The sequence below is a fragment of the Massilia sp. 9I genome (assembly GCF_902506415.1).
Taxonomy (GTDB): Bacteria; Pseudomonadota; Gammaproteobacteria; order Burkholderiales; family Burkholderiaceae_D; genus Telluria.
In genome coordinates, this window is the sequence record NZ_LR733275.1 from 1,713,795 (window position 1) to 1,738,434 (window position 24,640).

Here is a 24,640-nt window from a genome sequence, read left to right on the forward strand (position 1 = left end):
GGGCGGCGGGGTGGCCGGCGCCGCGGGCGCCGGCGTTGGCTGCGGCGGTGGCGTCACCGGCTCGCCCGTGACCGGATCCACCTCCACCGGCGGATTGTCGACGCCCGGGTCGATGTCGATGGCGCGCAGGTCGGGGCGCTCGACGAATTCCTCGAACACCCAGTCGTCGTTCTCGCGCACCACGCCTTCCGGCTCCAGCTGTTCTTCCTGCGGCGGCACCTTGGCCAGGGCCACGCGCATGTAGTCGATCCAGATCGGCAGCGCCAGCGTGGCGCCGAACTCGCGCCCGCCGAGGGAGCGCGGTTCGTCGTAGCCCATCCAGGCCACCGCCACGACCTTGCCGCCGTAGCCGGCGAACCAGCCGTCGATTGCGTCGCTGGTGGTGCCGGTCTTGCCGGCGATATCGGTTCGTCCCAGCTGCTTGACCGAGGCGGCGCCGGTGCCGTAGCGGGTCACGTCGCGCAGCATGCTGTTCGCAACAAACGCGTTGCGCGCGTCGAGCACGCGGTCGGCGTCGGTGCGCGCGGGCGGCTTGGTCTCCTGCAGGATGGCGCCGTTGCCGTCGCGGATCTGGGCGATCAGGTAGGGTTTCACGCGGTAGCCGCCGTTGGCGAACACCGCGTAGGCGCCGGCCATCTGCAGCGGCGTCACCGCGCCGGTGCCCAGGGCGAGGGTCAGGTTCTTCGGGTGGCGCGGCAGATCGAAGCCGAAGCGGCCCAGGAACTCGTGGGTGTAGTCGACGCCGAGCGCGCGGATCAGGCGCACGGTGGTCACGTTCTTCGAATGCGCCAGCGAATTGCGCATCGTGATCGGGCCGTCGAACACGCCGTCGTCGTTTTGCGGCGACCAGGTCTCGCCCGCGTTCTCGCCCGGCATGTCGAGCGGCTCGTCGAGGATGCGGGTGCCGGGCGAATAGCCCTTGTCGAGCGCGGCCGAGTAGACGAAGGGCTTGATTGCGGAGCCGGGCTGGCGCCAGGCCTGGGTCACGTGGTTGAACTTCTGCAGGTTGTAGTCGAAGCCGCCGACCAGCGCGTGGTAGGCGCCGGTGTCGGCGTCGATCGCCACGAACGCGGCAGCCACCTGCGGCACCTGGGTGATGGCCCAGCTTTCCTTGTCCTTTTCTTTTTTCTGGCTGACGCGGATCACCGCGCCCGGCGCGATGCGCAGGGTTTCCTTGGCATTGGCGGCCAGGCCGCGCGCGGCGAACTTCAGGCCCGCACCTTCGATCGTGAGTTCGTCGCCAGAAAGAAGCTCGACCCGCACCTGCTGCGGCGACGCCGCCAGCACCATGGCCGGGATCAGGCCGTCGCTCTGCGGGCGCTTCTGCAGCGCTTCGATGATCGCTTCCTCGCGCTCGGCCGCATCCTGCGGCAGCTCGATACGCGCCTCCGGGCCGCGGTAGCCGTGGCGCTGGTCGTAGTCCAACACGTTGCGGCGCACCGATTCGTAGGCCGCGTCCTGCTCGGCCTTGAGGATGGTGGTGGTGACCACGATGCCGCGCTCGTAGGCTTCCTCGCCGAACTGGGAGAACACCGCCTGGCGCGCCAGTTCGGCGACGTAGTCGGCCTTGGTATCGAAGACCTGGCCGCCGCGCTTGAGGCGCAAGGGTTCGGCCAGGGCCTGGCGGTATTCCGCCTCGCCGATCTCGCCCAGTTCGTACAGGCGCTTGAGCACCGCGTGCTGGCGCTGCTGCGCGCGCTTCGGGTTGGCGATCGGGTTGTGGCGTGAAGGGTTTTGCGGCAGGCCGGCCAGCATCGCGGTCTCGGCCCAGGTCAGCTCGTCGAGCGACTTGCCGAAGTAGCTGCGCGCCGCGCTCGAGAAGCCGTAGGAGCGGTTGCCGAGGAAGATCTGGTTCATGTACAGCTCGAGGATCTGGTCCTTGGTGAGCGCATCCTCGATGCGGTAGGCCAGGGCGATCTCGGTGAGCTTGCGCGACAGGACCTTTTCCTTCGAGAGGAAGAAATTGCGCGCCACCTGCATCGTGATGGTGGAAGCGCCGCCGGCGCCGAAGCCTTCGCGCACGTTGGCGATGACGGCGCGCGCCGCGCCGCGCCAGTCGATGCCCTTGTGCTGGTAGAAGTGGGCGTCCTCGATCGCGAGCAGGGCCTGCTTCATGCGCGCCGGGATCTTGTCGATGGTGACGAAGTCGCGCCGCTCGACGCCGAATTCGCCGATCAGGTGATTGTCGGCGGTGTAGACGCGCAGCGGAATCTTGGGTTGATAATCGAGCACCGCGTCGATCTTCGGCACGTTCGGCAGGATCACCGTCATGACGTAGATGACGATGCCGGCCGCCAGCCCGACCATGGCGGCGAGGGCGAAGAAGACAAACATGCGCAGGCGGCGCGGGCGTTTTACGGGCTTGGTCTCTGGCTTGGTCACTACGCTACTTTCAAAACGGGCCGTATGTACGTGCCGGTACGGCACATTGTATCTTGCGCATTCTAAGGCTTCAAACTGCTTTCATTCCATTTCGGCATATGCCATAGTCACGCCTTAAGTCTTACCAAAGTATGTATTCCAAGGGACCGTCCATGCCTTACGATTCGCCTTCCGATCCGTCCGGGACCGCTTTCAAGCCCTATATCCCGGCCAGTGCGCAGCTGCCCGAGATGACGCTGCGCGCCCTCGTCATGGGCACCGTGCTGGGCATGATTTTCGGCGCCTCCTCGCTCTACCTGGTTCTCAAGGTAGGCCTCACGGTGAGCGCCTCGATCCCGGTGGCGGTCATCGCCATCACCCTGTTCCACACCGCGAAGAAGTTCGGCGCGCGCGAATCGACCATCCTCGAAAACAGCATCACCCAGACCGCCGGTTCGGCCGGCGAGTCGCTTGCCTTCGGCCTGGGTGTGACCATGCCGGCGATTATGATCCTCGGCTTCGACCTGGAGATTTCGCGGGTGATGCTGGTCGGAATCCTGGGCGGCCTGCTGGGCATCCTGATGATGATCCCGATGCGCCGCACCATGATCGTCGACGCCCACCGCGAACTGAAGTACCCGGAAGGCACGGCCTGCGCCGAAGTGCTCAAGGCCGCGGCCACCGAGACCTCGCGCGCGGCCGCCGGCGAAGCGCGCGAAGACGGTTCGGATGCCGCCCGCGACGCCAAGCGCCGCGCCATGCTGATCTTCGGCGGCTTCGGCATCGGCCTGCTGTACAAGACCCTGAGCGTGTCCTTCAAGGGCTGGCGCGACTACGTCAACTTTGAATTCGGCAGCCCGCTCAAGGGCGGCTCGGCCGGCGCCGAAGTCTCCCCGGAACTGCTGGGCGTCGGCTACATCATCGGCCCGCGCATCGCGCTGACCATGGCGGCGGGCGGCGTGCTGTCCTATCTGCTCTTGATCCCGATGATTAAATTCTTCGGCGATCTGCTGACAGTGCCGCTGGCGCCGGCCACCACGCTGATCCGCGACATGGGCCCAGACGACATCCGCAACGCCTACGTGCTCTACATCGGCGCCGGCGCAGTGGCCGCGGGCGGCCTGATCTCGCTGGTGCGCTCGATGCCGACCATCTGGAAGGGTCTCACGGGCGGCCTGTCCGGCATCGGCAAGGGCTCCGCCGCCGACAAGAGCAAACGCACCGACCAGGACATCCCCCTCAAGTGGGTCTTCATCGGCTGCCTCGCCATCATCGCCGTGATCACCGTCGCCACCCCGCTGCACATGAATTTGCTGGGCGCGCTCCTGATCCTGGTGTTCGGCTTCCTGTTCGCCACCGTGTCCTCGCGCCTGACCGGCGAAGTCGGCTCGTCCTCGAACCCGATCTCGGGCATGGCGGTGGCCACCTTGCTGTTCACCTGCCTGATCTTCCTGGTGATGGGCTGGACCGGCGGGCGCTATTACGTCACCGCGCTGTCGGTCGGCGCGATCGTCTGTATCGCCGCCAGCAATGCCGGCACCACCTCGCAAGACCTGAAGACCGGCTACCTGGTTGGCTCGACCCCGCGCCTGCAGCAGTACGCGATCCTGTGCGGCGCCTTTGCCTCGGCGCTGATCCTGGGCCCGATCCTGCTGAAACTGAACGAAGCGGGCACGGTCTATGTGCCGGCAGCCCAGGTGGCGCCTGGCTTGACCGTGGATGCGTCGAAGCTGCATGAAACCGCGCAGTTGCAGGGCCCACAGGCGGCCACCGATAGCAAAACCTACAAGGTGTGGCAGAAGAGCGATACCGTGGGCGGCCCGGCCGGCAAATACCTGGTGGCGGACGACGGCAAGCTGGCCTACCTGGTCGACCCGGGCATCAACGGCACCCACAAGGTCCGTCCTGACGGTACCGAAGTGAAGAAGTACGACGCACCGAAGGCGGTCCTGATGTCCTACATCATCAAGGGCATCCTCGACCAGCAGCTCCCATGGACCCTGGTGCTGTTCGGCGTGATGATCTCGGTGGTGCTGGAGATGGCGGGCGTGCACGCGCTGGCCTTCTCGGTGGGTGTCTACCTGCCCCTGGTCTCGACCTTGCCGATTGCCGTCGGCGGCCTGGTGCGCTGGGTGGCGGATCGCCGCAACAGCAAGCTGCCGCAGTACGCCGAGATGAACGAGGAAGAGCGCCAGGCCGCGGGCGACCGCAGCTCCGGCACGCTGCTGGCGTCGGGCTACATCGCCGGCGGCGCGCTGGCCGGCATTATCATCGCGATTACCGCGGGCGTGCTGACTGACTTCGACAGCCGCATGGCCAAGTGGGCGGAAAGCGCGAACCCCTTCTTCGCGGGGCCGGATTCGAACCTCCTGACCCTGATCCCGTATGCCTTGATCATCGCGCTGCTGTACTGGGTGGCGCGAGAGAAAGCGAAGCGCTAAAGCAAATGGCCCGGAATCCCGGGCCATTTTTTTATCCATGCTCCTTCAGACGAAGGCCAGGTCGTGATGCCGGATCGCGTCGTCCAGCCAGTCCCTGGTATGCCCGAAACGGTAGCCAAGCGCCTTGGCGCGCGAGGTGTCGAGCGCCAAAGGCGTGGCGAAATCGAAGGGCGACAGCAGTCCCGGCGCTTCCGGCTGCACTTTCCCGCTGCGCGGGGTCTCGTCGAGCACTTCCGCGACGCGGGCGTGCAGCTCGAAAGCCGACAGGGCGCCATCGCAGGCGGCGTTGACCGGGCCAACGAAGTCCTGCATGCCGGTCCAGGCCAGGAAATCGGCTGCTTCGTGGGCTTCCATGAAGGAGACCCTGGCGGCGGCGTTCGCATAGCGCAGGGTGCCTTTCATGCGCACCAGGTCGACGTAGTAGGCCAGGCGCGCGGTGAAATCTTCCGGTCCGCCCAGTACGTGGGCCAGGCGCACGGTCGCCAAGGGAAGGCTGCCGTCGCGCACCAGGTAGGCCTCGGCCTGTACCTTGCCCGCCACGTAGCTCTCGATGGCGCGCGCCGGGTCGTGCCAGGGATAGGCGGTGTCGATCGGCTGCGCCAGCACCGGCAGGTCGCTTTCGCGGAAGGCGTCGCGCGGAGCGGCGTCGCGGTAGGCGTCGATGGTCGAGGTCATCACGTAGCGCCCGACCTTGCCGGCGAAGACGCGCACCGAAATGGCGGCGTCCAGCGGCGAATAGCACATCTGGTCGTAGACGATGTCGAAACGTAGGTCGCGGAAGGCATTGCGCATCGCCTGTTCGCTGCGCCGGTCGACGCGGATGCGGGAGATCCGCGTGCCGAAGGGGTCCGGTGCGTAGCCGCGCGTGGCAATGGTCACGCGGTGGCCCGCGCGCAGCAGGCGCTGGACGAGGAGTTTGCCGAAATAACGGGTACCGCCGATCACCAGTATATTTTTTGGCATGACTTTTCCTTATTGGATCGAGTATATTTTCTGCAAAGCAGCAAAAACCTTCAACCGAGAAAAAGTACAGACGTTGAATAAGAAAAACTTATGCATGGAGGCGGCATGAAACCCTTGCGCAGCCTGTCCGGCCTGATCGACTTCGACTGCGCGGCGCGCTGGGGCAGCTTCAAGCTGGCCGCCCGCGAGCTGCACAAGACGCCCGCGGCAGTCAGTCTACAGGTGAAGCAGCTGGAAGAAAACGTCGGCTTCCCGCTATTCGTGCGCCATCCGCGCCACATCTCGCTGACCGAAAAGGGGCAGGAACTGGCGATCGCCACCGGCCGCATGCTGGCCGACCTGCGCGCCAAGGTGGCGGCGCTGCAGCGCGGCGACGAGGAAGCGGTGCTGCGCATCTCGACCACGCATTCCTTCGCCATCAAATGGCTGGTGCCGCGCATGCACCGCTTCACCAAGCTCTATCCGGAACTGGACATCCGGATCGATTCGAACGACGCGCCGGTCGACCTGCAGGCCGACAGCACCGACGTCGCCGTCCGTTACGGAACGGTGGTCGATGCCGATCCGGCAGTGCTGTTCCGCGAGCGCCTGGTGCCGGTCTACAGCCCCGAGCTGCTGGCGCCCGGCCAGGAGGCCTTGAGCCTGGCCGACCTGCCGCAGCATAATCTGCTGGTGGTGCAGTCGCCGGAAGCGTGGCTGCAGCTGCTGAACGAGAACCGGGCGCTGAAGGGCAAATACGACTTCTCGCGCGTCTACACGCACTGGGGCGTGCTGGTGCAGGCGGCGGTGGCGGGGCAGGGCGTGGCGCTGGTGCCCTACGGGATCGCGTATGAAGACATCAAGTCGGGCGCGCTGCGCCAGATCCCCTGCAAGAGCGCGCGCTTCGAGAGCGGCTACCGCTTCCTGGTCAATCCGCACAAGGAGCACATGCTCAAGGTGCAGCGCTTCCGCGACTGGATGGTGGCCGAGATGCGCGAGATGGAGTCGACGCTCGACCGGCGCTGAATCAACGAGATAAAAAAACGGCAGCTCGAGAGCTGCCGTTTTTCATTGGGTAGCGAGACGCTTACTTCACGCCGTGCATGATCTTCTGGATGAGCGGCGCCAGCAGGAACAGCAGCACGCCGCCGCCCAGCAGGATCCAGAAGCCGAAGGTGTAGCCGTCCAGGGCCGAGGCCACCGACATGCCGGTCTCGCCCGAGACGTGCGAGGCGAAGATGCCCGACAGGTTGTTGCCGATACCGGTCGACAGGAACCAGCCGCCCATGCCCAGGCCCACCAGGCGCGTCGGCGCCAGCTTGGTAACCATCGACAGGCCAATCGGCGACAGGCACAGCTCACCGATCGATTGCACCACGTAGACCGCGAACAGGGTCCAGAACGGAATCTTGCCGTTGTCGTCGATCAGCTGGGTCAGCGCGTACATCAGCAGGCCGAAGGCCAGGCCGTTGAAGATGATGCCGAGGCCGAACTTGCGCGGGATCGACGGGTTCACGTTGCGCTTGCCCATCGCGACCCAGATCGCGGCGATGATCGGTGCGCAGACGATAATGGCGATCGAGTTCACCGACTGGAACCAGGCCACCGGGAAGGTCCAGTCGCCGAAGTTGCGGTTCACGATCTGGTCTGCCAGGAAGGTGAACGAGGAACCGGCCTGCTCGAAGAAGCACCAGAACAGGATGTTGAAGACGAAGATGATCATCATGGCGATGGTCTTGTCGCGCGCAACCTTGCCTTCGCGGACACCTTCGACGATCAGCATCAGCGCGAGGGCGACGAACAGCACCGACAGCACGATCTGCAGGTTGGCGGCGCCGGCCTGCAGCAGCAGGTAGACGCCCGGGATCACGACCAGCGAACCGATCACGACGCCGATCAGGCGCTTCGGATTGGCCAGCTCGCCGACCGGGGCGCCGATGCCCTTCAGTTGCTTGCGGCCGATGTAGAACCACACCAGCGAGATCAGCATGCCGATGCCGGATGCGAAGAACACGACCTTGTAGGCCGGTGTGTCGCCGGTGTTGAAGACGTTCTGCGCCAGCTGCTGGGTCAGGATCGGCGAGATGAATGCGCCGGCGTTGATGCCCATGTAGAAGATGGTGAAGCCCGAATCGCGGCGGGTGTCGTTCAGCGTGTACAGCTGGCCGACCATGGCCGAGATGTTCGGCTTGAACATGCCGTTACCGACGATGATGGTGGCCAGGCCCAGCTTGAACAGGTCCTGGTTCGGGATCGTGATCATGAACAGGCCGGCCGCCATGAAGATCGCGCCGACGAGAATCGAGCGCTGGTAGCCGATGACGCGGTCGGCAATGTAGCCGCCGAAGACGGCGCCGGCGTAGACCAGCGCGAGGTAGGAACCGTAGGTCAGGTTGGCGTCGGCCTGGCCGACCGCGTCGCCGCCGTAGAACTGGGCGACGATGTAGAGCACCAGGGCCCAACGAATGCCGTAGAACGCGAAACGCTCCCAGAATTCAGTCATGAAGAGCATCCACAGCGGAGCTGGATGGCCCATGATCTGTTTGAATTCTGGAATCGGTCCCTTGGCTGAAGTAGCTGCACCGCTCATGCGGTTCCTCCCGAAATTAGTTATCAACTCGATGGTTTTTTGATGGAATCGCCGTATGCATGGAAATTCCAGTTGGCACGCATTTTAGTGTAAATCGGTCATCGCAAGCGAACTTTTTCTGGTTGTGGTATTGACGGCCTTGAGCGGGGTGATTTGCCTATGAGCCTTGTCCCAATCGGGGCGCAAAACCTCCCGCTTTCGCGTATATTGGCAGCCAGGCCAGTCCGTTTTACCGTTAGAGGGTGTGAAAAAACGGCCATGGCAAGGCGCCGAGTCGAAGACAGTACGTTAGTACGGCGAGACGAGGCAACGCAGCCAGGGACGAATTTTTCACACCCTCGTAGAAAGGGATAAAAAAACCATGACCCATGAAGTAATCGACGTTCTCATTTCTCCGGAAGGCCGCCTCGAAGTCCTGTCGAAAGCCGAAGTCGCCAAGCTGCTCGACACCAGCAAGAGCGGTTTGTACGATATCTTCCGCAAATGCGCGCTTGCCGTGCTCAATTCTGGCAGCTCGATCGACGACGGCAAGGAACTGCTGGAGCGTTACAAAGATTTCGAAATCAGCATCCTCCAGCGCGAGCGCGGCATCAAGCTCGACATCCGCAGTGCGCCGGCCCACGCCTTCGTCGACGGCAAAATGATCCGCGGGATCCACGAACACCTGTTCTCGGTGCTGCGCGATATCGTTTATGTACATTTCGAAGTCACCGATAATCCGAAATTCGACCTGAACCGCCCGGAAGGCATTACCGACGCGGTGTTCCATATCCTGCGCAACGCCAACGTGCTGCAGCCGCAGCGCAGCCCGAACATGGTCGTGTGCTGGGGTGGCCACTCGATCAACCGGGTGGAATACAACTACACCAAGGAAGTCGGCTATGCGCTCGGCCTGCGCGAGCTCGATATCTGCACCGGCTGCGGTCCGGGCGCGATGAAAGGCCCCATGAAAGGCGCGGCCATCGGCCATTCGAAACAACGCATTTCGGGCGGGCGTTATCTCGGCATTTCCGAGCCGGGCATTATCGCGGCCGAATCGCCAAATCCGATCGTGAACGACCTGGTGATCATGCCGGACATCGAAAAGCGCCTCGAGGCGTTCGTGCGCACCGGCCACGGCATTATCGTGTTCCCGGGCGGCGCGGGCACCGCCGAGGAAATCCTGTACATCCTCGGCATCCTGCTGCACCCGGACAATGCGGAACAGCCGTTCCCGCTGATCTTTACCGGTCCGGCGACGGCGCGCGCGTATTTCGAGCAGATCGACCAGTTCATCGGCCTGACCCTCGGCGCGCAGGCGCAAAAGCGCTACAAGATCATCATCGACGATCCGGATGCCGTGGCCAGGGAAATGTACAACGGTATCAAGATGGTGCGCGAGTTCCGCAAGGCGCACAGCGACGCCTATTACTTCAACTGGCGCCTGAAGATCGACCCGGAATTCCAGAAGCCTTTCCGTCCGACCCACGAGAACATGCGCAACCTGAAGCTGCATCGCAACCAGGAGTCGCACAATCTGGCGGCCAACCTGCGCCGCGCCTTCTCGGGCATCGTGGCCGGCAACGTGAAGGAAGAGGGGATCCGCGCGATCGAACAGCACGGCAAGTACGAGATCCACGGCGAAAGCGCCATCATGGGGCCGATGGATGCGCTGCTGGCCTCCTTCGTGGAGCAGAGCCGCATGAAACTGCCGGGCAAGGCCTATACGCCTTGCTACACGGTGATTCAATAATCGCACGGCGATAAAAAAAGGCGGCCACGCTTGCGCGGGCCGCCTTTTTTCATGTGAGCTTGAGGGCTCAGTCTTCCTTGCGCAGGTGCGGGAACAGCAGCACGTCGCGGATGTTCGGCGAGTCGGTGATCAGCATCATCAGGCGGTCGATGCCGATGCCGCAGCCGCCGGCCGGCGGCATGCCGTATTCCAGCGCGCGGATGTAGTCGGCGTCGTAGAACATCGCTTCATCGTCACCGGCATCCTTGGCGGCCACCTGCGACAGGAAGCGCGCGGCCTGGTCTTCCGGATCGTTCAGCTCCGAGAAGCCGTTGGCGATCTCGCGGCCTACCATGAACAGCTCGAAGCGCTCGGTGATGCCTTCGCGGGTGTCCGAGGCGCGCGCCAGCGGCGACACTTCGACCGGATAGTCGATGATGAAGGTCGGCTCCCACAGCAGGGCTTCGGCGGTCTCTTCGAACAGCGCCAGCTGCAGCGCGCCCAGGCCGGACGTGGCGAAAGGCTTGACGCCGAACTTGAGCAGTTCCTGCTTGAGGAAGTCCATCGAGTTCAGCTGCTCCTGGGTGTAACCCGGGGCGTACTTGTCGATCGCTTCGACGATGGTCAGGCGCTGGAAGGGCTTGGACAGGTCCAGCTCGCGGCCGCCGTAGGTCAGCACGGCACTGCCGTTCGAATCGATGGCGGCCTGGCGGATCACCTGTTCAGTGAAGTCCATGATCCACTTGTAGTCGGTGTAAGCCGCATAGAATTCCATCATCGTGAATTCCGGGTTGTGACGGACCGACACGCCTTCGTTGCGGAAGTTGCGGTTGATCTCGAACACGCGGTCGAAGCCGCCCACCACCAGGCGCTTCAGGTAGAGCTCAGGCGCGATGCGCAGGTACATTTCCATGTCCAGCGCGTTGTGGTGAGTGATGAAAGGCTTGGCCGCGGCGCCGCCCGGGATCGGGTGCAGCATCGGCGTTTCGACTTCCATGAAACCGTGCTTTTCCATGAAGCGGCGCATCGAAGACATCGCGGCGGTACGCGCCTTGAAGGTGCGGCGCGTCTCTTCGTTCATGATCAGGTCGACGTAGCGCTGGCGGTACTTGGTCTCCTGGTCGGCCAGGCCGTGGAACTTGTCCGGCAGCGGACGCAGGGACTTCGAGATCAGGCGCAGCTTGGCGACCTTGACGGTCAGCTCGTCGGTCTTGGTCTTGAACAGCGTGCCTTCGATGCCCAGGATGTCGCCCAGGTCGTAGCTGCGCAGCGCTTCCATGGCTTCTTCGCCGGCGGAATCGAGCGTGATGTAGATCTGGATACGGCCGCTGGCCATCGGGCCCGAGCTGTCCTGCAGGGTCGCAAACGCGGCCTTCTTGCCGGCTTCGCGGCGCAGCATCATGCGGCCGGCCACGACCACGTTCACCGGCTCGGCTTCCAGTTCCTCGCGGGTCTTGCCGCTGTAGGTCTCGACCAGGTCGGCCGCCTTGTGCTGGGGGACGAAGTCGTTCGGGAAGGGATTGCCCTGCTGGCGCAGCGCGCCCAGCTTGGCGCGGCGCTCGGCCATGATCTTGTTTTCATCGAGCGCCGGCACCGGCGTCTGCTCTTGGTTTTCCGTAGTCATGATTGGATAGACAGTTCTTATTAAGTTCAGGCGAACAGGAGTTCGGCCTTCAGTTCGGTGAAGTCGCTCACGATGGCGATGACGTTGTCGAAGCCGGCGAAGTTGGATGCGGGCAGGGTGGTCGTCAGGACGATGCAGCGCATGCCTGCGCGGCGCGCCGCTTCCACGCCCAGCGGCGCGTCTTCGAACACGATGCAGTGCTCGGGCGCCACGCCGCACAGCTCGGCCGCTTTCAGGAACACGTCCGGATGCGGCTTGCCGCGGGCGACGTCGGTCGCCCCGACGATCGCGTCGAAGTGGCGGCGCAAATCCAGGCCGTCGAGGGTGAACTCGACGTTGGCCGGCGGCGCGGCGGTGCCGACGGCGAGCTTCACGCCCTTCGCCTTGGCTTGCGCGATCAAGGCATCGAAGCCGTCGACCGCCTTGCGGTGCGGTGCGTAGAGCTCGCGGTAGACCGATTCCTTCTCGTGGTTGAGCGCCGCGACTTCCTGGTCGCTCAGCTGCTCGCCCAGGTAAGTGCGAATGATCTCGCCACCCTGGCGGCCGGCCGTCGCGCGGAAGAATTCATCCGCGTCGATCTTCTCGCCGCGGCGCTCGAAGAAGGTGATCCACGAGTCGGTGTGGAAGGCCATGTTGTCGACGATGGTGCCATCCATGTCGAACACGAAAGCCTGCTGCGGAGTCGTCATCGCTTACACACCCTGCTTGAGCGAAGCGGAGATGAAGTCGTCCAGGTCGCCGTCCAGCACGTTCTTGGTATTGCCGGTTTCAAAACCGGTGCGCAGGTCCTTGATGCGCGACTGGTCCAGCACGTAGGAGCGGATCTGGTGGCCCCAGCCGACGTCGGTCTTGGAGTCTTCCAGCTTCTGCTGCTCGCTCATGCGGTTGCGCAGCTCGAGTTCGTACAGCTTCGCGCGCAGCATGTCCCAGGCCTCGGCCTTGTTGCGGTGCTGCGAACGGTCATTCTGGCACTGCACCACGATGCCCGACGGGCCGTGCGTCAGGCGCACCGCGGAGTCGGTCTTGTTGATGTGCTGACCACCGGCGCCCGATGCGCGGTAGGTATCGATGCGCACGTCGGCCGGGTTGATTTCGATTTCGATCGAATCGTCGACTTCCGGATAGACGAACAGCGAGGTGAACGAGGTGTGGCGGCCGTTGGCCGAGTCGAACGGCGACTTGCGCACTAGGCGGTGCACGCCGGTCTCGGTGCGCAGGTGGCCATAGGCATACTCGCCATCGACCTTGATGGTGGCGGTCTTGATGCCCGCGACTTCACCCTCGGACTGTTCCAGGATCTCGGCCTTGAAGCCCTTGCGTTCGCAGTAGCGCAGGTACTGGCGCAGCAGCATCGAGGCCCAGTCCTGGGCCTCGGTACCGCCGGCGCCGGCCTGGATGTCGATGAAGCAGTTGGCGTGGTCCATCGGGTTGCTGAACATGCGGCGGAATTCCATCGCTTCGATGGTCTTCTGGATCTCTTCGGCGTCGCCGCCGATCGATTCCAGCGTGCCGTGGTCGCCTTCTTCCTTTGCCATCTCGAACAGGTCGGTGGCGTCGGCCAGGTCGCTCTTCGCTTTCTCGAGCGTCAGCACGACGCCTTCGAGCGCTTTCTTTTCCTTGCCGAGGTCCTGGGCCCGCTTCTGGTCATTCCAGATGGTCGGGTCCTCGAGTTCCTGGTTGACCTGTTCTAGTTTCTCTGACTTGCGATCGAAGTCAAAGATACCTCCGAAGTTCGGCTTCACGGCTGGTCAGGTCGTTCAGCAGGGCGGAGATGGCATTGATGCGTTCAGCTTCCATGGTCTTTGCTAGTCTTATGAATGGGTTGAATCGAACCCTAGATTATACCCCAAGCCGCATTCGGAATCGGCTTAGCGGCGTGTTCGCTTGCTCCGCCGCATCTTAGTGCCTTATCATCGCCCGGTTTTGTCCTCTGGATCCATCATGGCCCTTCGTTCTACTTGCAAATATGGCATCGCACTGGTCCCGGTGCTGTTCAGCGTTCCCGTCCTCGCGGCGCAGGCGCCCAAGGCCGGCACGACCGCGACACTGGCCGTGCTGGAGACGACCGACCTGCACTCAAACGTGGTCGGCTACGACTACTACAAGCTGGCCGTCGAACCCTCGCATGGGCTGGACCGCACCGCCACGCTGATCCACCAGGCGCGCAAGGAATTCCCGAACACGCTCCTGCTGGACAATGGCGACACCATCCAGGGCACCGCGCTGGCGGACTACCAGGCGCAGGTCAAGCGTCTCGGGTGCGACGAGACGCTGGGCATCTACAAGATCATGAACGGCCTGAAGTTCGACGGCGCAGGCATCGGCAACCACGAATTCAACTACGGCCTGGCCTACCTCAGCCAGGTGACCGGCAACCGCTTCCAGGTCAAGGGCGTCGACCAGCCGAAGAAATGCGCCGGCCCGGCCTTCCCGATGGTGCTGGCCAACGTCTACAGCGCGAGGACGAAGAAGCCGCTGTTCATGCCCTACGCCATCATCGACAAGCAGGTGGAGGCGCTGGACGCCCGCGGCAAGCCGGTGAAGGCCGTGGTGCGCGTCGGGATCATCGGCTTTGCGCCGCCGACCATCATGGAGTGGGACAAGCGCTGGCTCGAGGGCCGCGTCTACACCACCGGCGTGGTTGAAGCCGCGCAGAAGTACGTGCCGGAGATGCGCAAGAAGGGCGCCGACCTGGTGATCGCGATCTCGCACGGCGGCCTGGATGCGGCGCCCTACACGCCGGCCATGGAAAACGCCAACTGGTACCTGGCGAAGGTAGAAGGCATCGACGCCATGCTGCTCGGCCATTCGCACCAGCTGTTCCCGAGCAAGGACAGCACTGCGCCGCAGTTCAACCTGCCGGGCGTGGACAAGGCCACCGGCCTGGTGCACGGCGTGCCGACCGTGATGGCGAACCTGTGGGGCAAGCACCTGGGCGTGATCGGCCTGCACCTGAAGCATGACGGCAAACGCTGGATGGTGGAGCGCGACAAGACCAGCGTCGAGGCGCGCGCGGCGCAGACCGGCGCCAAGAGCTACGTCGACGCCGATCCGGCCGTGATGGCGCTGGTGAAGGAAGAACACGAGGCGACCATCCGCTACGTCAAGACGCCGGTCGGCTCCACCGAGTTCCGCATGTCCAGCTATTTCGCCGACGTGGGCGACATCTCGGCCCTGCAGGTGATCAACCAGGCCCAGACCGATTACGTGCTCAAGTACGTCGCTGCCAACCTGCCGCATTACAAGGACCTGCCGGTGTTGTCGATGACCGCGCCGTTCAAGAGCGGCATCGCGGGCCCGGCCGACTACACCGACGTCAAGGCCGGCGACCTGGCCCTGAACAATGCGGCCGACCTGTACCTGTACCCGAACGCGCTGTATGCGGTGAAGGTGAACGGCGCCCAACTGAAAGCGTGGCTGGAAAAGGCGGCCCAGCGCTTCAACACCATCGACCCGGCAAAGACCGAGCCGCAGCAGCTGGTCAACCTGGCCGTGGCGAGCTATAACTTCGACACCTTGACCTCGCCCGAAGTGGCGTACGAGATCGACGTTACGCGCGCACCGGGCGAGCGTATCCGCAACCTGGTCTGGCGCGGCAAGCCGGTGGCCCCTGGCCAGGAATTCCTGGTCGCGACCAACAATTACCGCGCCAGCGGCGGCGGCCACTTCCCCGGCCTGGACGGCAGCAAGACCGTGATCGCCTCGCCCGACAACAACCGTGACGTCATGATCGCCTACGTGCGCGAAGCGAAGCACCTGACCCGCGTGGCCAATGCGGCGACCCGCAGCTGGCGCTTCGTGCAGGTGAAGACGGCCGGTCCGGTGGTGTTCTCCTCGGCGCCGGGCATGCTCGATCTGGCCCATGAGGCCGGGCTGCACAATGTCAGCCAGGTCGTAGCCGACGACGGCCGCGGCAAGGGCATGGCGCTGTACGCGATCGACCTGGCGAAATGAAGCGCTCCCTGGCGGTCTTGCTGGCCGCCCTCGTGCTGGCACAGCCGGTGATGGCCCAGCATGGCGACGAGGGCGACATCGCCCTGCGCCGAGGACTCAGCTATCGTGACGGCGGCAATGCGCCGCTGGCCGCGCACTGGCTCGGCGTCGCGGCGGCGCGGGGCATGCCGGAAGCGATGTTCCTGCTGGCGAACATGCTGCTCGAAGGGGACGGCGTGCCGAAGGACGAAGCGGCCGCGCGGCGCTGGCTGGAGGCGGCGACCGAACAGGATTATCCGGAGGCCTGGCAGCAGCTGGGAATGATGGAGAAGGATCCGGAGAAGGCGGCTCAGTATATGCGGCGGGCGGCGCATGCGCTCACGCATCGCGGTGAGCTCAAGCGCTAACGTAATGCATGCAAACTTGGATCCCCGCCTGCGCGGGGAGTCATGGGCGCCAGTGGCGCGCATGACGATCTTTAGGCTAGTGGCTTTAAAACCGTCATCCCGGCGCAGGCCGGGATCCAAGTTTGCTCGAGAGCCGGTTGCTCCGATCAATGCAGCTGCTTCTTCTCCGGCTGCACCAACACAAACGGACTCACCACCGACGCCCACAGCGTCGCATCGGACTCCGTCCAGGTCTGCGCCTGCAGGTCGCTGACCTTGGCCAGGCTGCCGGCCGCCATCCACTTCGTGATGCTTTCCTTGTCGTCATGCGCGACGCGCAGCGCGACCTCGATCAGGTCCAGTTCCTCGCTGACGTAGATCACCGAGCCGCTGGCGAAATGGCGCGCCAGTTCGCTCCAGGGGATGCGGCCGGTCTCGCGGTTGATCTTGTCGTGCAGTTCGGTGTCTTTTTCGGGATTCGTTTTCATACTCTTCAATTGCAAATGACCTCGACCGCCGGTTGCGGCGAGCCCGCCCATGTTAACCGATAGGTCTGCGCCTTGCGTACATTGCCCACCAGTGCGGGGCGGAAGCAGGCGAGGCAGGTGCCGCCCGGGTGGCGCACGCTCGGGTAGATGACCCCCATCGAGCCCTGATCGAGCAGCTCGGCCGCCAGCGCCTGCGAGGCGATGTAGCTGTCCGGGTCGAGGCAGGCCTTGTGCGCTTCCACGCCGCGCAGGTCGTGAAAGCCGGCGCTGAAGTCGGCCAGCAGCATCTGGTAGCTGACGCTGTCGTCGAAGCGGTCGATCTCGACGTACTCGACGGTCTTGTGGAAGATGACTTCGGCAAGCGCCGTCTCGGGCGCGAAGGCGCAGTACCAGGCGCCGCGTTCGCCATCGTTGAAGCGGCTGCCTTCCGGACGCGCGTAGGTGTAGGCCGCGTTAATGATGCGGAAGTTGGGCACGCCGAAGACCAGTTCGTCCATCCCGATCCCCGGCAGCAAGCCGGATTCGCCACGCAGGCGCTCGTTGGTGGCGTTGTCGAGGTCGAACAGGTCGCGCAGGACCCGGTCGTTCTCGGCCAGCGGGGCGAGCACGGAATCCTCGACGTCGGCGAAGCGCGAGGGAATCAGGCGGCAGGTGTCGTACTGGCGCAGCTGGGTGAGTTTGTGCAGCAGCGGCAAGATCAGAGACCTCCGCGGCGCGCGTCCAGCAGCTTGCGCACCGTCTGCATGGCGATCAGGCCGCCCGCTAGCATGTAGGCCAGCGGCGTGCGGCCGGCGAAGACCTGATTGGTGTTCGGCAGGTGGACCCATTCGTCGGCCAGCTTGTCGCCGTACAGGATGTGCAGGGCCTTGTAGATGCCGAGCAGGTAGGAAATGCGGGTGATGCGGTCGACCTCCAGCACCCGGTCCGGATTCTTCTTCCAGTCGTAATAGGACGAGGAGGACAGGCCGCCGAGCAGCTCGCGCGCATCGTCGTCCCGCACCTGCCAGCTTGCGGCCAGCTTGAAAAAGCCGAGCAGGGCCGAACGCGACAGGCGCTCGCGCTCGGCCCGTGAATTCAGGTCGACCAGCACCGCCGGCTCGAAGCGGCTCTTGGGGTAGGAGTAGGCTAGGCTCATGGTATTCTCCGTAATTGGAGTGGTTATACTCCGATTTCGAAATGATTGCAACTACCGGTTGTCAGCGGTGTGGTCCCGTGACAGAATCGTCAATCTTTCCTCATAGAAAAGCTTGATAGGAGTCACAGATGCGCCTGCGTTCCTTTCTCTTCTCTCTGCCATGCTCGTGCTGGCGGCTGCCGCCAGCGGCGCCATCCAGGCGCGCGAATCGAACAGCGACCTGAAAAAGCAGGTCATGGAAGCTGAGCGCGGCTTCGCCGCCACCATGAAGGCGCGCGATTTCGAGGGCTTTACCCGCTATATCGCGGACGAGGCGATCTTCTTCGGGGCTGAAGGTCCGCTGCGCGGCAAGCAGGCGATCGCCAAGGGCTGGCGCCAGTTCTACGACAAGCCGCAGGCGCCGTTCTCGTGGGAGCCGGAAGAGGTCGAGGTAGTCGACTCGGGCACGCTGGCCTATAGCGGCGGCCCGGTCTACAACCCGGCGGGCCAGCGCATCGGCCGCTTCAACTCGATCTGGCGCCTGAAAGCGCCGGGACAGTGGGAAGTGGTGTTCGACCGCGGTTCCGATTTCGGCCCGCCGCAACCGCCAAAGAAATAAGCTGGGCTCACGCCTGGCCGTGCATGTCGCGGAACAGGGCCGGGCTTACGCCGAAGCGGCGCAGGAAGGCTTTCGACAGCTGGCCCGGCGTCGCATAGCCCGTCCTGACCGCCACTTCCTTCAGTGAAGCGACCGTCGCCAGCAGCGCGCGGGCGCGGTCCAGGCGCAGGGTTTCGATGAAGCGCGCAGGCGTCTCCCCAGTGGCATCAGTGAACTTGCGGTGGAAGCTGCGCCGCGACATGCCGGCGCGGTCGGCCAGCAGGGCCACATCGAGCGGCTGGTCGAGGTGTTCGCCGATCCAGTCGAGCAGCGCGGCAAAGCCGTGCGTGGCTTTTGCCTGCGCGCCCAGCACGGGACTGAACTGTGACTGGTAGCCCGGCCGGCGCGCATACACCACCAGCATCCTGGCCACGGCGTTGGCCACCGCATCGCCCAGGTCGCGCGCCACCAGCGCCATGCACATGTCGATGCCGGTGGTGATCCCGGCCGAGGTCCACACTTTTCCATCTTCCACGTAGAGCGCGTCCGGATCGACCGTCAGCGCCGGGTAGGCGCGCGCCAGCAAGGCCGTGCCTTCCCAATGCGTAGCGACCCGGTGGTTCCTCACCAGGCCGAGATGGGCGAGGGCGAAGGCGCCGGTACACACCGAACCGTAGCGGCGCGCATTGGCGCAGGCGCGCGCCATCCAGTCGGCGAAACTGGCGTCGCGCGCCAGAGCCGACAGGCCCGCCTTGTTGCCGCCGCCGACCAGCACCGTATCGAAGGCAGCCGGATCCGCCTCGCCAATGGCCTCGGTCAGCAGCCGCACCCCGCTGCCGGAAGCGACCACGCCGCCGCGCGGCGACAGGATGTGGATCTGGTAGCTGGCACGGCCGGCTGCCTCGTTGGCGGCGGCGAACACGCTTGCCGGGCCGGTGACGTCGAGAATTTGGACGCCATCGAAGGCGATCAGGGCGATATGGCGGAGTGAATGCATTGGCAGGATTTAACCAGAGAATGGCATTCCTGCCAAGGCGCGGCTTCCTAGAATGGCGTCTCTACCAACGTAATGGAGACGCACCGTGAGCGAAACCTGCCACATCGGCCTGCTGCTGTTCCCGCAAGTTACCCAACTGGACCTGACCGGTCCCGCGCAAATCCTCAGCCGCGTGCCCGGCGCCCGCATCCACCTGGTGTGGAAGGACACGGCGCCGGTGATGACCGACGCCGGCTTTTCGATCAATCCGACCACCACGTTCGGCGACTGCCCGCAGCTCGACGTCCTGTGCGTGCCAGGCGGCTTCGGCATCATCGAGCTGCTGGGCGACACCGAAACGCTGGACTTCCTGCGCCGCCAGGCGGCTGGGGCGCGTTTCGTGAGCTCGGTGTGCAACGGCTCGCTGGTGCTGGGCGCGGCGGGGCTGCTGCAGGGTTACCGCTCGGCCTGCCACTGGAACTGGCGCGGCTTCCTGCCAAGTTTTGGCGCGATTCCGGTGGCCGAGCGCATCGTGCGTGACCGTAACCGCATTTCCGGCGGCGGCGTGACGGCCGGGATCGACTTCGCTCTGGCGCTGGCGGCCGAGCTGGCGGGGGAGGAAACGGCGCGGATGCTCCAGCTGGGCTTCGAGTACGACCCGCGCCCGCCCTTCGACTGCGGCACGCCGGAGCGCGCGGGCAGCGCCCGGGTGGCGGCCTACCAGGAGCGCCTGGGCGAACGCATGCAGGTGGCGCAAGAGGCGGTCAAGCGCGCCGCGCTGGCTTGACGAAGCCGCGGTCTTACAAGCCGGGATCGAAGCCAAGCAGCGCCTTGCCGGCGCGCGACTGTTCGACGAAAGTATGCGCCAGGGCTGCATCGCGCAAGTCGAAGCAGGTCGCCGCCGGAAAGCGGTGTACGTCGGTCTCCAGCAGGGTGTCGACGCCGCGCAGCGCGCACGCCAGTGCTTCACCGGCCAGCTTGTACACCAGGAAGTGGCTGACCGTGCCGGCCACCCGCATCATGCCGCGATAATCGAGCCGGATCTCGGGCGTGCTGGAGCCGTAGACCACGGCGCAACCGCCTTCGGCCAGGAGGGCGGGATAGAGCGGCGCGTAGAAGGAGGCATCGACATCGACGATCAGCGCGACCCCAATTCCGCCGCTGGCGTCGCGTACGGCCTGCGCCAGCGCCGCCACATCCTCATAGGGGAAGACCGCATGCGCGCCTGCCTCGCGCGCAAGGGCTGCCTTGGCCGGCGAGGCGGTGGCAAGAACACGCGCCCCGGCGCGCCGGGCAAGCTGGATCGCGTGAAAGCCGACATTGCCCGCGCCGCCCGTGACCAGCACGGTCTTGCCGGCGACGTCGACATGGCCGTGCACTGCGTGCCAGGCGGTGAGCAGCGGGATGCCGATCCCGGCACCCTGCGCCATGCCGACATTGCCCGGCAATGCGCGAACCAGGCCGGCCGGAAAGCAGACGTAGTCGGCGGCCGAGCCGTGCTGGCGCTGCCATTGCGCATTGAAGAACCAGACCCTGCGGCCCAGCAGGCCGCGGTCGGCGCCCGGACCGACATCGTCCACAACGCCGCTGCCGTCACTGTGCGGTACCACGTAGGGATAGGGCATGGCCGCGAGCGATATGCCCGCCCTGGCCTTGGTGTCCGAAGGATTCACGCCCGAATAGCCTACCCGCACGCGCACTTCGCCAGGGCCGGGCGCCGGCACCGGCATGTCCACCAGCTCGAGCACCTGCTGCGCTGCGCCCATACTCCGATACACTACAGCTTTCATACCTTCCTCCGTCGCTTGTCTGCCGCCTATTCTAGGGAGGCTGCACACCTGAACCAAGGCACGAAAATGGATGGCACCGTACAAAAAAGATCCTTGTCCTGGGACGACTTGCTGACCCTGTCCACGCTGGCCCGCAACGGCAGCTATGCCGCCACGGCCCGTGCGCTGGGGCTGACACGGGTGACGGTGGCGCGCCGCATGCGCCGGCTCGAAGAGGCGCTCGGCTACGCCCTGGTCGAAGAGCGCGTGGGGCAGGTCAGCCTGACGGAAGCGGCGCGCCAGGTCGTGGCGACGGCGCATGAGATGAATGAACTGGTGGCCGCGATCGGGCAGCAGCCCCCGCCCGCGGCCGGCCTGTCGGGACTGGTGAGGGTGACAGCACCTGAGGGCATTTCCGCCTACCTGCTGGCCCCGGCGCTGGCGCGCCTGCAGCATGCGCATCCGGGCTTGCGGATCGAGCTGCACGCCAGCTCCGCCGTCCTGAGCATCAGCCACAAGGAGGCCGACCTGGCTGTCAGGCTGGCCTATCCGGAGGACGGCAACCTGGTCGCGCTGGCATTGGCCCCGTTGCGATATGCGATGTATGCCGCAGCCGGGACGGCCGATCCGCACGCCTTGCCGCTGGCAGGCTACGACCGCGCGTGGGACGCGCTGCCGGAATCGCACTACCTGCGCAAGCATTATCCGGGACGCGAGCCGGCAATCCGCAGCAATAGCCTGGCGGCCCACTACGAGTGCGTGCGCAGCGGCGCGGCCTGCGCGCTGCTACCCGAGTACCTGGCGCGGCTGAACGGCGGCCTGGAAGCCTTGGCGGGGACGGCGCCGCTGGAAAAGCCGGTGTACCTCGTATTTCACGGGGCGCAGCGCGACAACGCCCTAATCCAGCTGGTGCGGCGCTGCATCGAAGACGCGCTCTGCGCCGCGCTGAACTAGGCTGCAGCGGTCTTTACGCCGGTTCCGCGTGCTCGACCAGCAGCTGGACCTTGGTGACGCCGTTGTACTCGTTGGCGTCCAGGCGGAAGGCGACGCGCGCGCGTTCCGGCAGGCTGTCCGTATGCCCGAACCAGATGGCGTCGTAGCGGCGGCCGTTCTTCTCGAGCAGCAGCTTGAGGTGGCGCTCCTTGAGGATGCGCTGACTCACCACGCGGAACTCGTCGCAGAACACCGGCGGCGCGAAGCCCTGGCCCCAGACCTGGCCGTCCATCTCTTCGATGAACTGCGTGGAGTAGAACTCGTCCTCGAGCGGGCCGTCGGTCTCGACGATCCGCTCCAGCTGCGCCTGCGTCAGCCAGGCCTGGCCGACCGCCTCGAACGCCTGCTGGAAGCTGTCGAAGTGGTCGGCGCGAATGGTCAGGCCGGCCGCCATGGCGTGGCCGCCGAACTTGTCGATCAGGCCCGGCACCCGCTTGGACACCAGGTCGAGCGCGTCGCGCAGGTGGAAACCCGGAATCGAGCGGCCAGAACCCTTGATCCAGCCTGCGCTACCCGGTGCGAAGGTGATCGTCGGCCGGTAGAACTTTTCTTTCAGGCGCGAGGCGACGATGCCGATCACGCCCTGGTGCCAGCCCTGGTCGAACACGCTGATCGTGCTCGCGCCCGAGGGTTCGAAGCTGTCCAGGTGGAGCAGGGCGGTGTCCTGCATCTCGGCTTCGATCTCGCGGCGCTTGAGATTGATCTCGTTGAGCTGCTGGGCGATGGCCCAGGCGCGGCCGACGTCGTCGGTCACCAGGCATTCGATCCCGAGCGCCATGTCTTCCAGCCGGCCGGCGGCATTCAGGCGCGGTCCCAGGGCGAAGCCGAGATCAAAAGGCGAGGCGCAGCGCGCTTCGCGGCCCGCCACCCGGAACAGGGCGGCTACGCCGGCATGCATGCGCCCGGCGCGCATGCGCTTGATGCCCTGCGCGACCAGGATGCGGTTGTTGGTATCTAAGCGGACCACGTCGGCCACCGTGCCCAAGGCCACCAGGTCGAGCAGGCTGTCGAGCTTGGGCTGGCTCTGCGCATCGAAGACGCCACGGCGGCGCAGCTCGGCGCGCAGGGCCAGCAGCACATAAAAGACCACGCCGACGCCGGCCAGGTGCTTGCTGGGGAAGCCGCACTCGGGCTGGTTCGGGTTGACGATCACGCGCGCGGGCGGCAGGGCGTCACCGGGCAGGTGGTGGTCGGTGACGACGACCTCGATGCCGCGCCGGTTGGCCTCCAGCACGCCATCGATGCTGGCGATGCCGTTGTCGACCGTGATGATGATGTCGGGCGACTTCTCGCGCGCCGTCAGTTCGACGATCTCGGGCGTGAGGCCATAGCCGTACTCGAAGCGGTTCGGCACGATGTAGTCGACGTTCGCGCCCATCATGCGCAGGCCGCGCAGCGCCGTGGCGCAGGCGGTGGCGCCGTCACAGTCGTAGTCGGCGACGATGGTCATGCGCTTGTTCGCGGCGATGGCGTCGGCCAGGAACACGGCCGCGGCGTCGATGTGGCGCAGCGCGCCGGGCGGCACCAGGGCCGCCAGCTCGCTCGAGAGCTCGCGCGGGTCGGTGAGGCCGCGCGACGCGTAGATGCGCGCGAGGACCGGATGGATCCCGCCCTGGCGCAGCATCTCGGAGTTGCGGAAGGAGCAGGGACGGGTGGTGATGCGGGTGGTAATGCTCAAGTCAGTCGTTCCAATGTCGGCCGGCGCCAGAACTTGCGCTGGGCCATGGCAGTCGTAGTAAATTCGGCAAGGGCTTCGCGGCTGCTGAGCACGAGGCGCAGCTTTTTCACGCGGCCCTGCACCAGCGCCGTATGCAGCGGCGCGAACAATTTTTCCTCCAGGTGCTGCACCTGCAGCACCCAGCTGCCCCAGTCGGCGGCGATGGCAGACCCGGCCAGGGTGCCAACGACAACGGTGCCGTCCTCGGCCAGCGCACCGTCGATGCCGTCCAGGCCGTCATAGCTGCGGTCGGCCATGCCGCGCACCCAGCCCGGCACGTCGACGCCGCTGAGTTTTCCCGGGGCGCGCTTGGCGCCGCTGGCCGCGCCCCACAGCCAGAACGAGTTCACCGCCGGCAGCCGGCGCGCCTCGCGCGCGGCATTGACCGGATGGCTGTGCCACAGCATCTGGACTTCGTTCTGCAGCCGACGCAGGGGCAGCGCCAGCTTCCCGCGCGGGACGAAATCGGTGAGGTCCATGCCGGTGACGGTGTCCGGGGTGGCGGCGTCGATGCCGCGCCAGTCGTCGGCGCGCAGGAACCAGGTAGAAGCGTCGCCGTAGCGCAGCGGATGGCCGATCTCCTCGCACAGCGGGGCGGCGGCCTCGAACAGAACCCGGCTTTCATCGTCCGTTAAGCCTAGATGGCGCAGATCGGCCATCATCGAATGGCTGCGCGCGATCTGGATGTGGGCCGGGTTGACGATGAACCAGGTGCCGCCCTCCGGATCGAGGCCGAAGCCGCGCATCGATGCGGCGGCGAAGGCCGGCTGGCCGTCCGGGGCCACCCCGAGGCTGCGCGCCAGCCACTGCTCGTGCGGCAGGGCGAGCGCGGTATCCGGCGCCGCGCTGCGTTCATGGGCGCTGGTGCGGGTGAGCAGGGCGGCCAGGGCAGGAGCCTGCAGGGCGCGCACCAGGTCGGGCGCGAATTCGGGGAGCGGCAGCAGGTGGGGCAGGACGAGCGTAATGTGCGACATACCGCTATTCTAGGGCAAATACG

Annotated in this window: 21 protein-coding genes; 8 read left to right on the forward strand and 13 right to left on the reverse strand. The window is 65.3% G+C overall.

All coding sequences use genetic code 11. The features are described 5' to 3' along the window. On the reverse strand, positions 1-2,334 hold a 2,334-nt coding region (locus tag GV068_RS07795), incomplete at its 3' end, for a PBP1A family penicillin-binding protein (protein ID WP_159704721.1). A 200-nt stretch (positions 2,335-2,534) separates the two neighbouring features. On the opposite strand from GV068_RS07795, the gene GV068_RS07800 reads away from it, so the two are divergent. Continuing rightward, the gene (locus GV068_RS07800; RefSeq protein WP_159696789.1) at positions 2,535-4,802 is read left to right on the forward strand and encodes an OPT family oligopeptide transporter; all 2,268 of its coding nucleotides are present in this window, start codon (positions 2,535-2,537) and stop codon (positions 4,800-4,802) included. A gap of 45 nt (positions 4,803-4,847) precedes the next feature. Here the strand turns inward: GV068_RS07800 and GV068_RS07805 are convergent, their stop codons facing one another. Further along, complete coding sequence (locus GV068_RS07805; protein ID WP_159696790.1) at positions 4,848-5,765, reverse strand: NAD-dependent epimerase/dehydratase family protein; 918 nt, start codon at positions 5,763-5,765, stop codon at positions 4,848-4,850. Positions 5,766-5,870: 105 nt separating this feature from the next. On the opposite strand from GV068_RS07805, the gene GV068_RS07810 reads away from it, so the two are divergent. Beyond that, positions 5,871-6,770 carry a LysR substrate-binding domain-containing protein gene (locus tag GV068_RS07810; RefSeq protein ID WP_159696791.1) on the forward strand — a complete coding sequence of 300 codons (900 nt, stop codon included), beginning with the start codon at positions 5,871-5,873 and terminating at the stop codon, positions 6,768-6,770. A gap of 61 nt (positions 6,771-6,831) precedes the next feature. Here GV068_RS07810 and GV068_RS07815 read toward each other — a convergent pair whose 3' ends face one another. Further along, positions 6,832-8,334, reverse strand: a complete 1,503-nt coding sequence (locus GV068_RS07815; protein ID WP_159696792.1) for a peptide MFS transporter — start codon at positions 8,332-8,334, stop codon at positions 6,832-6,834. 361 nt (positions 8,335-8,695) lie between these two features. On the opposite strand from GV068_RS07815, the gene ppnN reads away from it, so the two are divergent. Beyond that, positions 8,696-10,066: a nucleotide 5'-monophosphate nucleosidase PpnN gene (gene ppnN / locus GV068_RS07820; protein ID WP_159696793.1), complete on the forward strand. Its 1,371-nt coding sequence runs from the start codon at positions 8,696-8,698 to the stop codon at positions 10,064-10,066. A gap of 67 nt (positions 10,067-10,133) precedes the next feature. On the opposite strand, the gene lysS is transcribed toward ppnN, so the two are convergent. The 3 genes from lysS to prfB all read right to left on the reverse strand — a co-directional run bounded on the left by lysS (position 10,134) and on the right by prfB (position 13,466). Further along, a complete protein-coding gene (lysS, locus tag GV068_RS07825) occupies positions 10,134-11,669 on the reverse strand; it encodes a lysine--tRNA ligase (protein WP_159696794.1) in 1,536 nt (511 codons plus the stop codon). Positions 11,670-11,695: 26 nt separating this feature from the next. After that, entirely contained in the window at positions 11,696-12,358 is a 663-nt protein-coding gene (locus GV068_RS07830) for an HAD family phosphatase (RefSeq protein WP_159696795.1), read from the reverse strand. A gap of 3 nt (positions 12,359-12,361) precedes the next feature. Then, positions 12,362-13,466, reverse strand: a protein-coding gene (prfB, locus tag GV068_RS07835) for a peptide chain release factor 2 (protein WP_159696796.1) whose coding sequence is annotated in 2 segments (ribosomal slippage) — positions 12,362-13,384 and positions 13,386-13,466 — 1,104 coding nt in all. Because the reading frame shifts where the segments join, the coding sequence is not laid out codon by codon here. A 144-nt stretch (positions 13,467-13,610) separates the two neighbouring features. On the opposite strand from prfB, the gene GV068_RS07840 reads away from it, so the two are divergent. Together GV068_RS07840 and GV068_RS07845 are read left to right on the forward strand one after the other, a co-directional pair. Then, a complete protein-coding gene (locus GV068_RS07840) occupies positions 13,611-15,623 on the forward strand; it encodes a bifunctional 2',3'-cyclic-nucleotide 2'-phosphodiesterase/3'-nucleotidase (RefSeq protein ID WP_159696797.1) in 2,013 nt (670 codons plus the stop codon). After that, complete coding sequence (locus tag GV068_RS07845) at positions 15,620-16,009, forward strand: tetratricopeptide repeat protein (protein ID WP_159696798.1); 390 nt, start codon at positions 15,620-15,622, stop codon at positions 16,007-16,009. Before GV068_RS07840 ends, GV068_RS07845 begins: the two co-directional genes overlap by 4 nt. 146 nt (positions 16,010-16,155) lie before the next feature. On the opposite strand, the gene GV068_RS07850 is transcribed toward GV068_RS07845, so the two are convergent. Genes GV068_RS07850 through GV068_RS07860 form a run of 3 tightly spaced genes read right to left on the reverse strand, consistent with a single transcriptional unit; the run spans position 16,156 to position 17,611 of the window. Further along, the gene (locus GV068_RS07850; protein WP_159696799.1) at positions 16,156-16,476 is read right to left on the reverse strand and encodes a DUF2288 domain-containing protein; all 321 of its coding nucleotides are present in this window, start codon (positions 16,474-16,476) and stop codon (positions 16,156-16,158) included. A gap of 5 nt (positions 16,477-16,481) precedes the next feature. Then, positions 16,482-17,171, reverse strand: coding sequence for an RES family NAD+ phosphorylase (locus tag GV068_RS07855; protein ID WP_373888409.1), 690 nt, complete (start codon positions 17,169-17,171; stop codon positions 16,482-16,484). Between the two features lie 2 nt (positions 17,172-17,173). After that, a complete protein-coding gene (locus tag GV068_RS07860) occupies positions 17,174-17,611 on the reverse strand; it encodes an antitoxin Xre/MbcA/ParS toxin-binding domain-containing protein (RefSeq protein WP_159696800.1) in 438 nt (145 codons plus the stop codon). Positions 17,612-17,771: 160 nt separating this feature from the next. Here GV068_RS07860 and GV068_RS07865 point away from each other — a divergent pair, with 160 nt between their 5' ends. Then, entirely contained in the window at positions 17,772-18,209 is a 438-nt protein-coding gene (locus GV068_RS07865; protein ID WP_159696801.1) for a DUF4440 domain-containing protein, read from the forward strand. A gap of 7 nt (positions 18,210-18,216) precedes the next feature. Here GV068_RS07865 and GV068_RS07870 read toward each other — a convergent pair whose 3' ends face one another. Beyond that, a complete protein-coding gene (locus GV068_RS07870; protein WP_159696802.1) occupies positions 18,217-19,185 on the reverse strand; it encodes a GlxA family transcriptional regulator in 969 nt (322 codons plus the stop codon). An 85-nt stretch (positions 19,186-19,270) separates the two neighbouring features. Between GV068_RS07870 and GV068_RS07875 the strand changes: the two genes are divergently transcribed. Continuing rightward, positions 19,271-19,951 (forward strand): DJ-1/PfpI family protein, encoded by a 681-nt coding sequence (locus tag GV068_RS07875; RefSeq protein WP_159696803.1) that lies wholly within the window; start codon positions 19,271-19,273, stop codon positions 19,949-19,951. Between the two features lie 13 nt (positions 19,952-19,964). Here GV068_RS07875 and GV068_RS07880 read toward each other — a convergent pair whose 3' ends face one another. Further along, entirely contained in the window at positions 19,965-20,930 is a 966-nt protein-coding gene (locus GV068_RS07880) for an NADPH:quinone reductase (RefSeq protein ID WP_229463892.1), read from the reverse strand. 117 nt (positions 20,931-21,047) lie between these two features. Here GV068_RS07880 and GV068_RS07885 point away from each other — a divergent pair, with 117 nt between their 5' ends. Further along, a complete protein-coding gene (locus GV068_RS07885; protein ID WP_159696805.1) occupies positions 21,048-21,887 on the forward strand; it encodes a LysR family transcriptional regulator in 840 nt (279 codons plus the stop codon). 13 nt (positions 21,888-21,900) lie between these two features. Here GV068_RS07885 and recJ read toward each other — a convergent pair whose 3' ends face one another. Next, complete coding sequence (recJ, locus tag GV068_RS07890; RefSeq protein ID WP_159704727.1) at positions 21,901-23,550, reverse strand: single-stranded-DNA-specific exonuclease RecJ; 1,650 nt, start codon at positions 23,548-23,550, stop codon at positions 21,901-21,903. Between the two features lie 50 nt (positions 23,551-23,600). Next, positions 23,601-24,617: a hypothetical protein gene (locus GV068_RS07895; RefSeq protein ID WP_201303258.1), complete on the reverse strand. Its 1,017-nt coding sequence runs from the start codon at positions 24,615-24,617 to the stop codon at positions 23,601-23,603. Between the last annotated feature and the right edge of the window lie 23 nt (positions 24,618-24,640).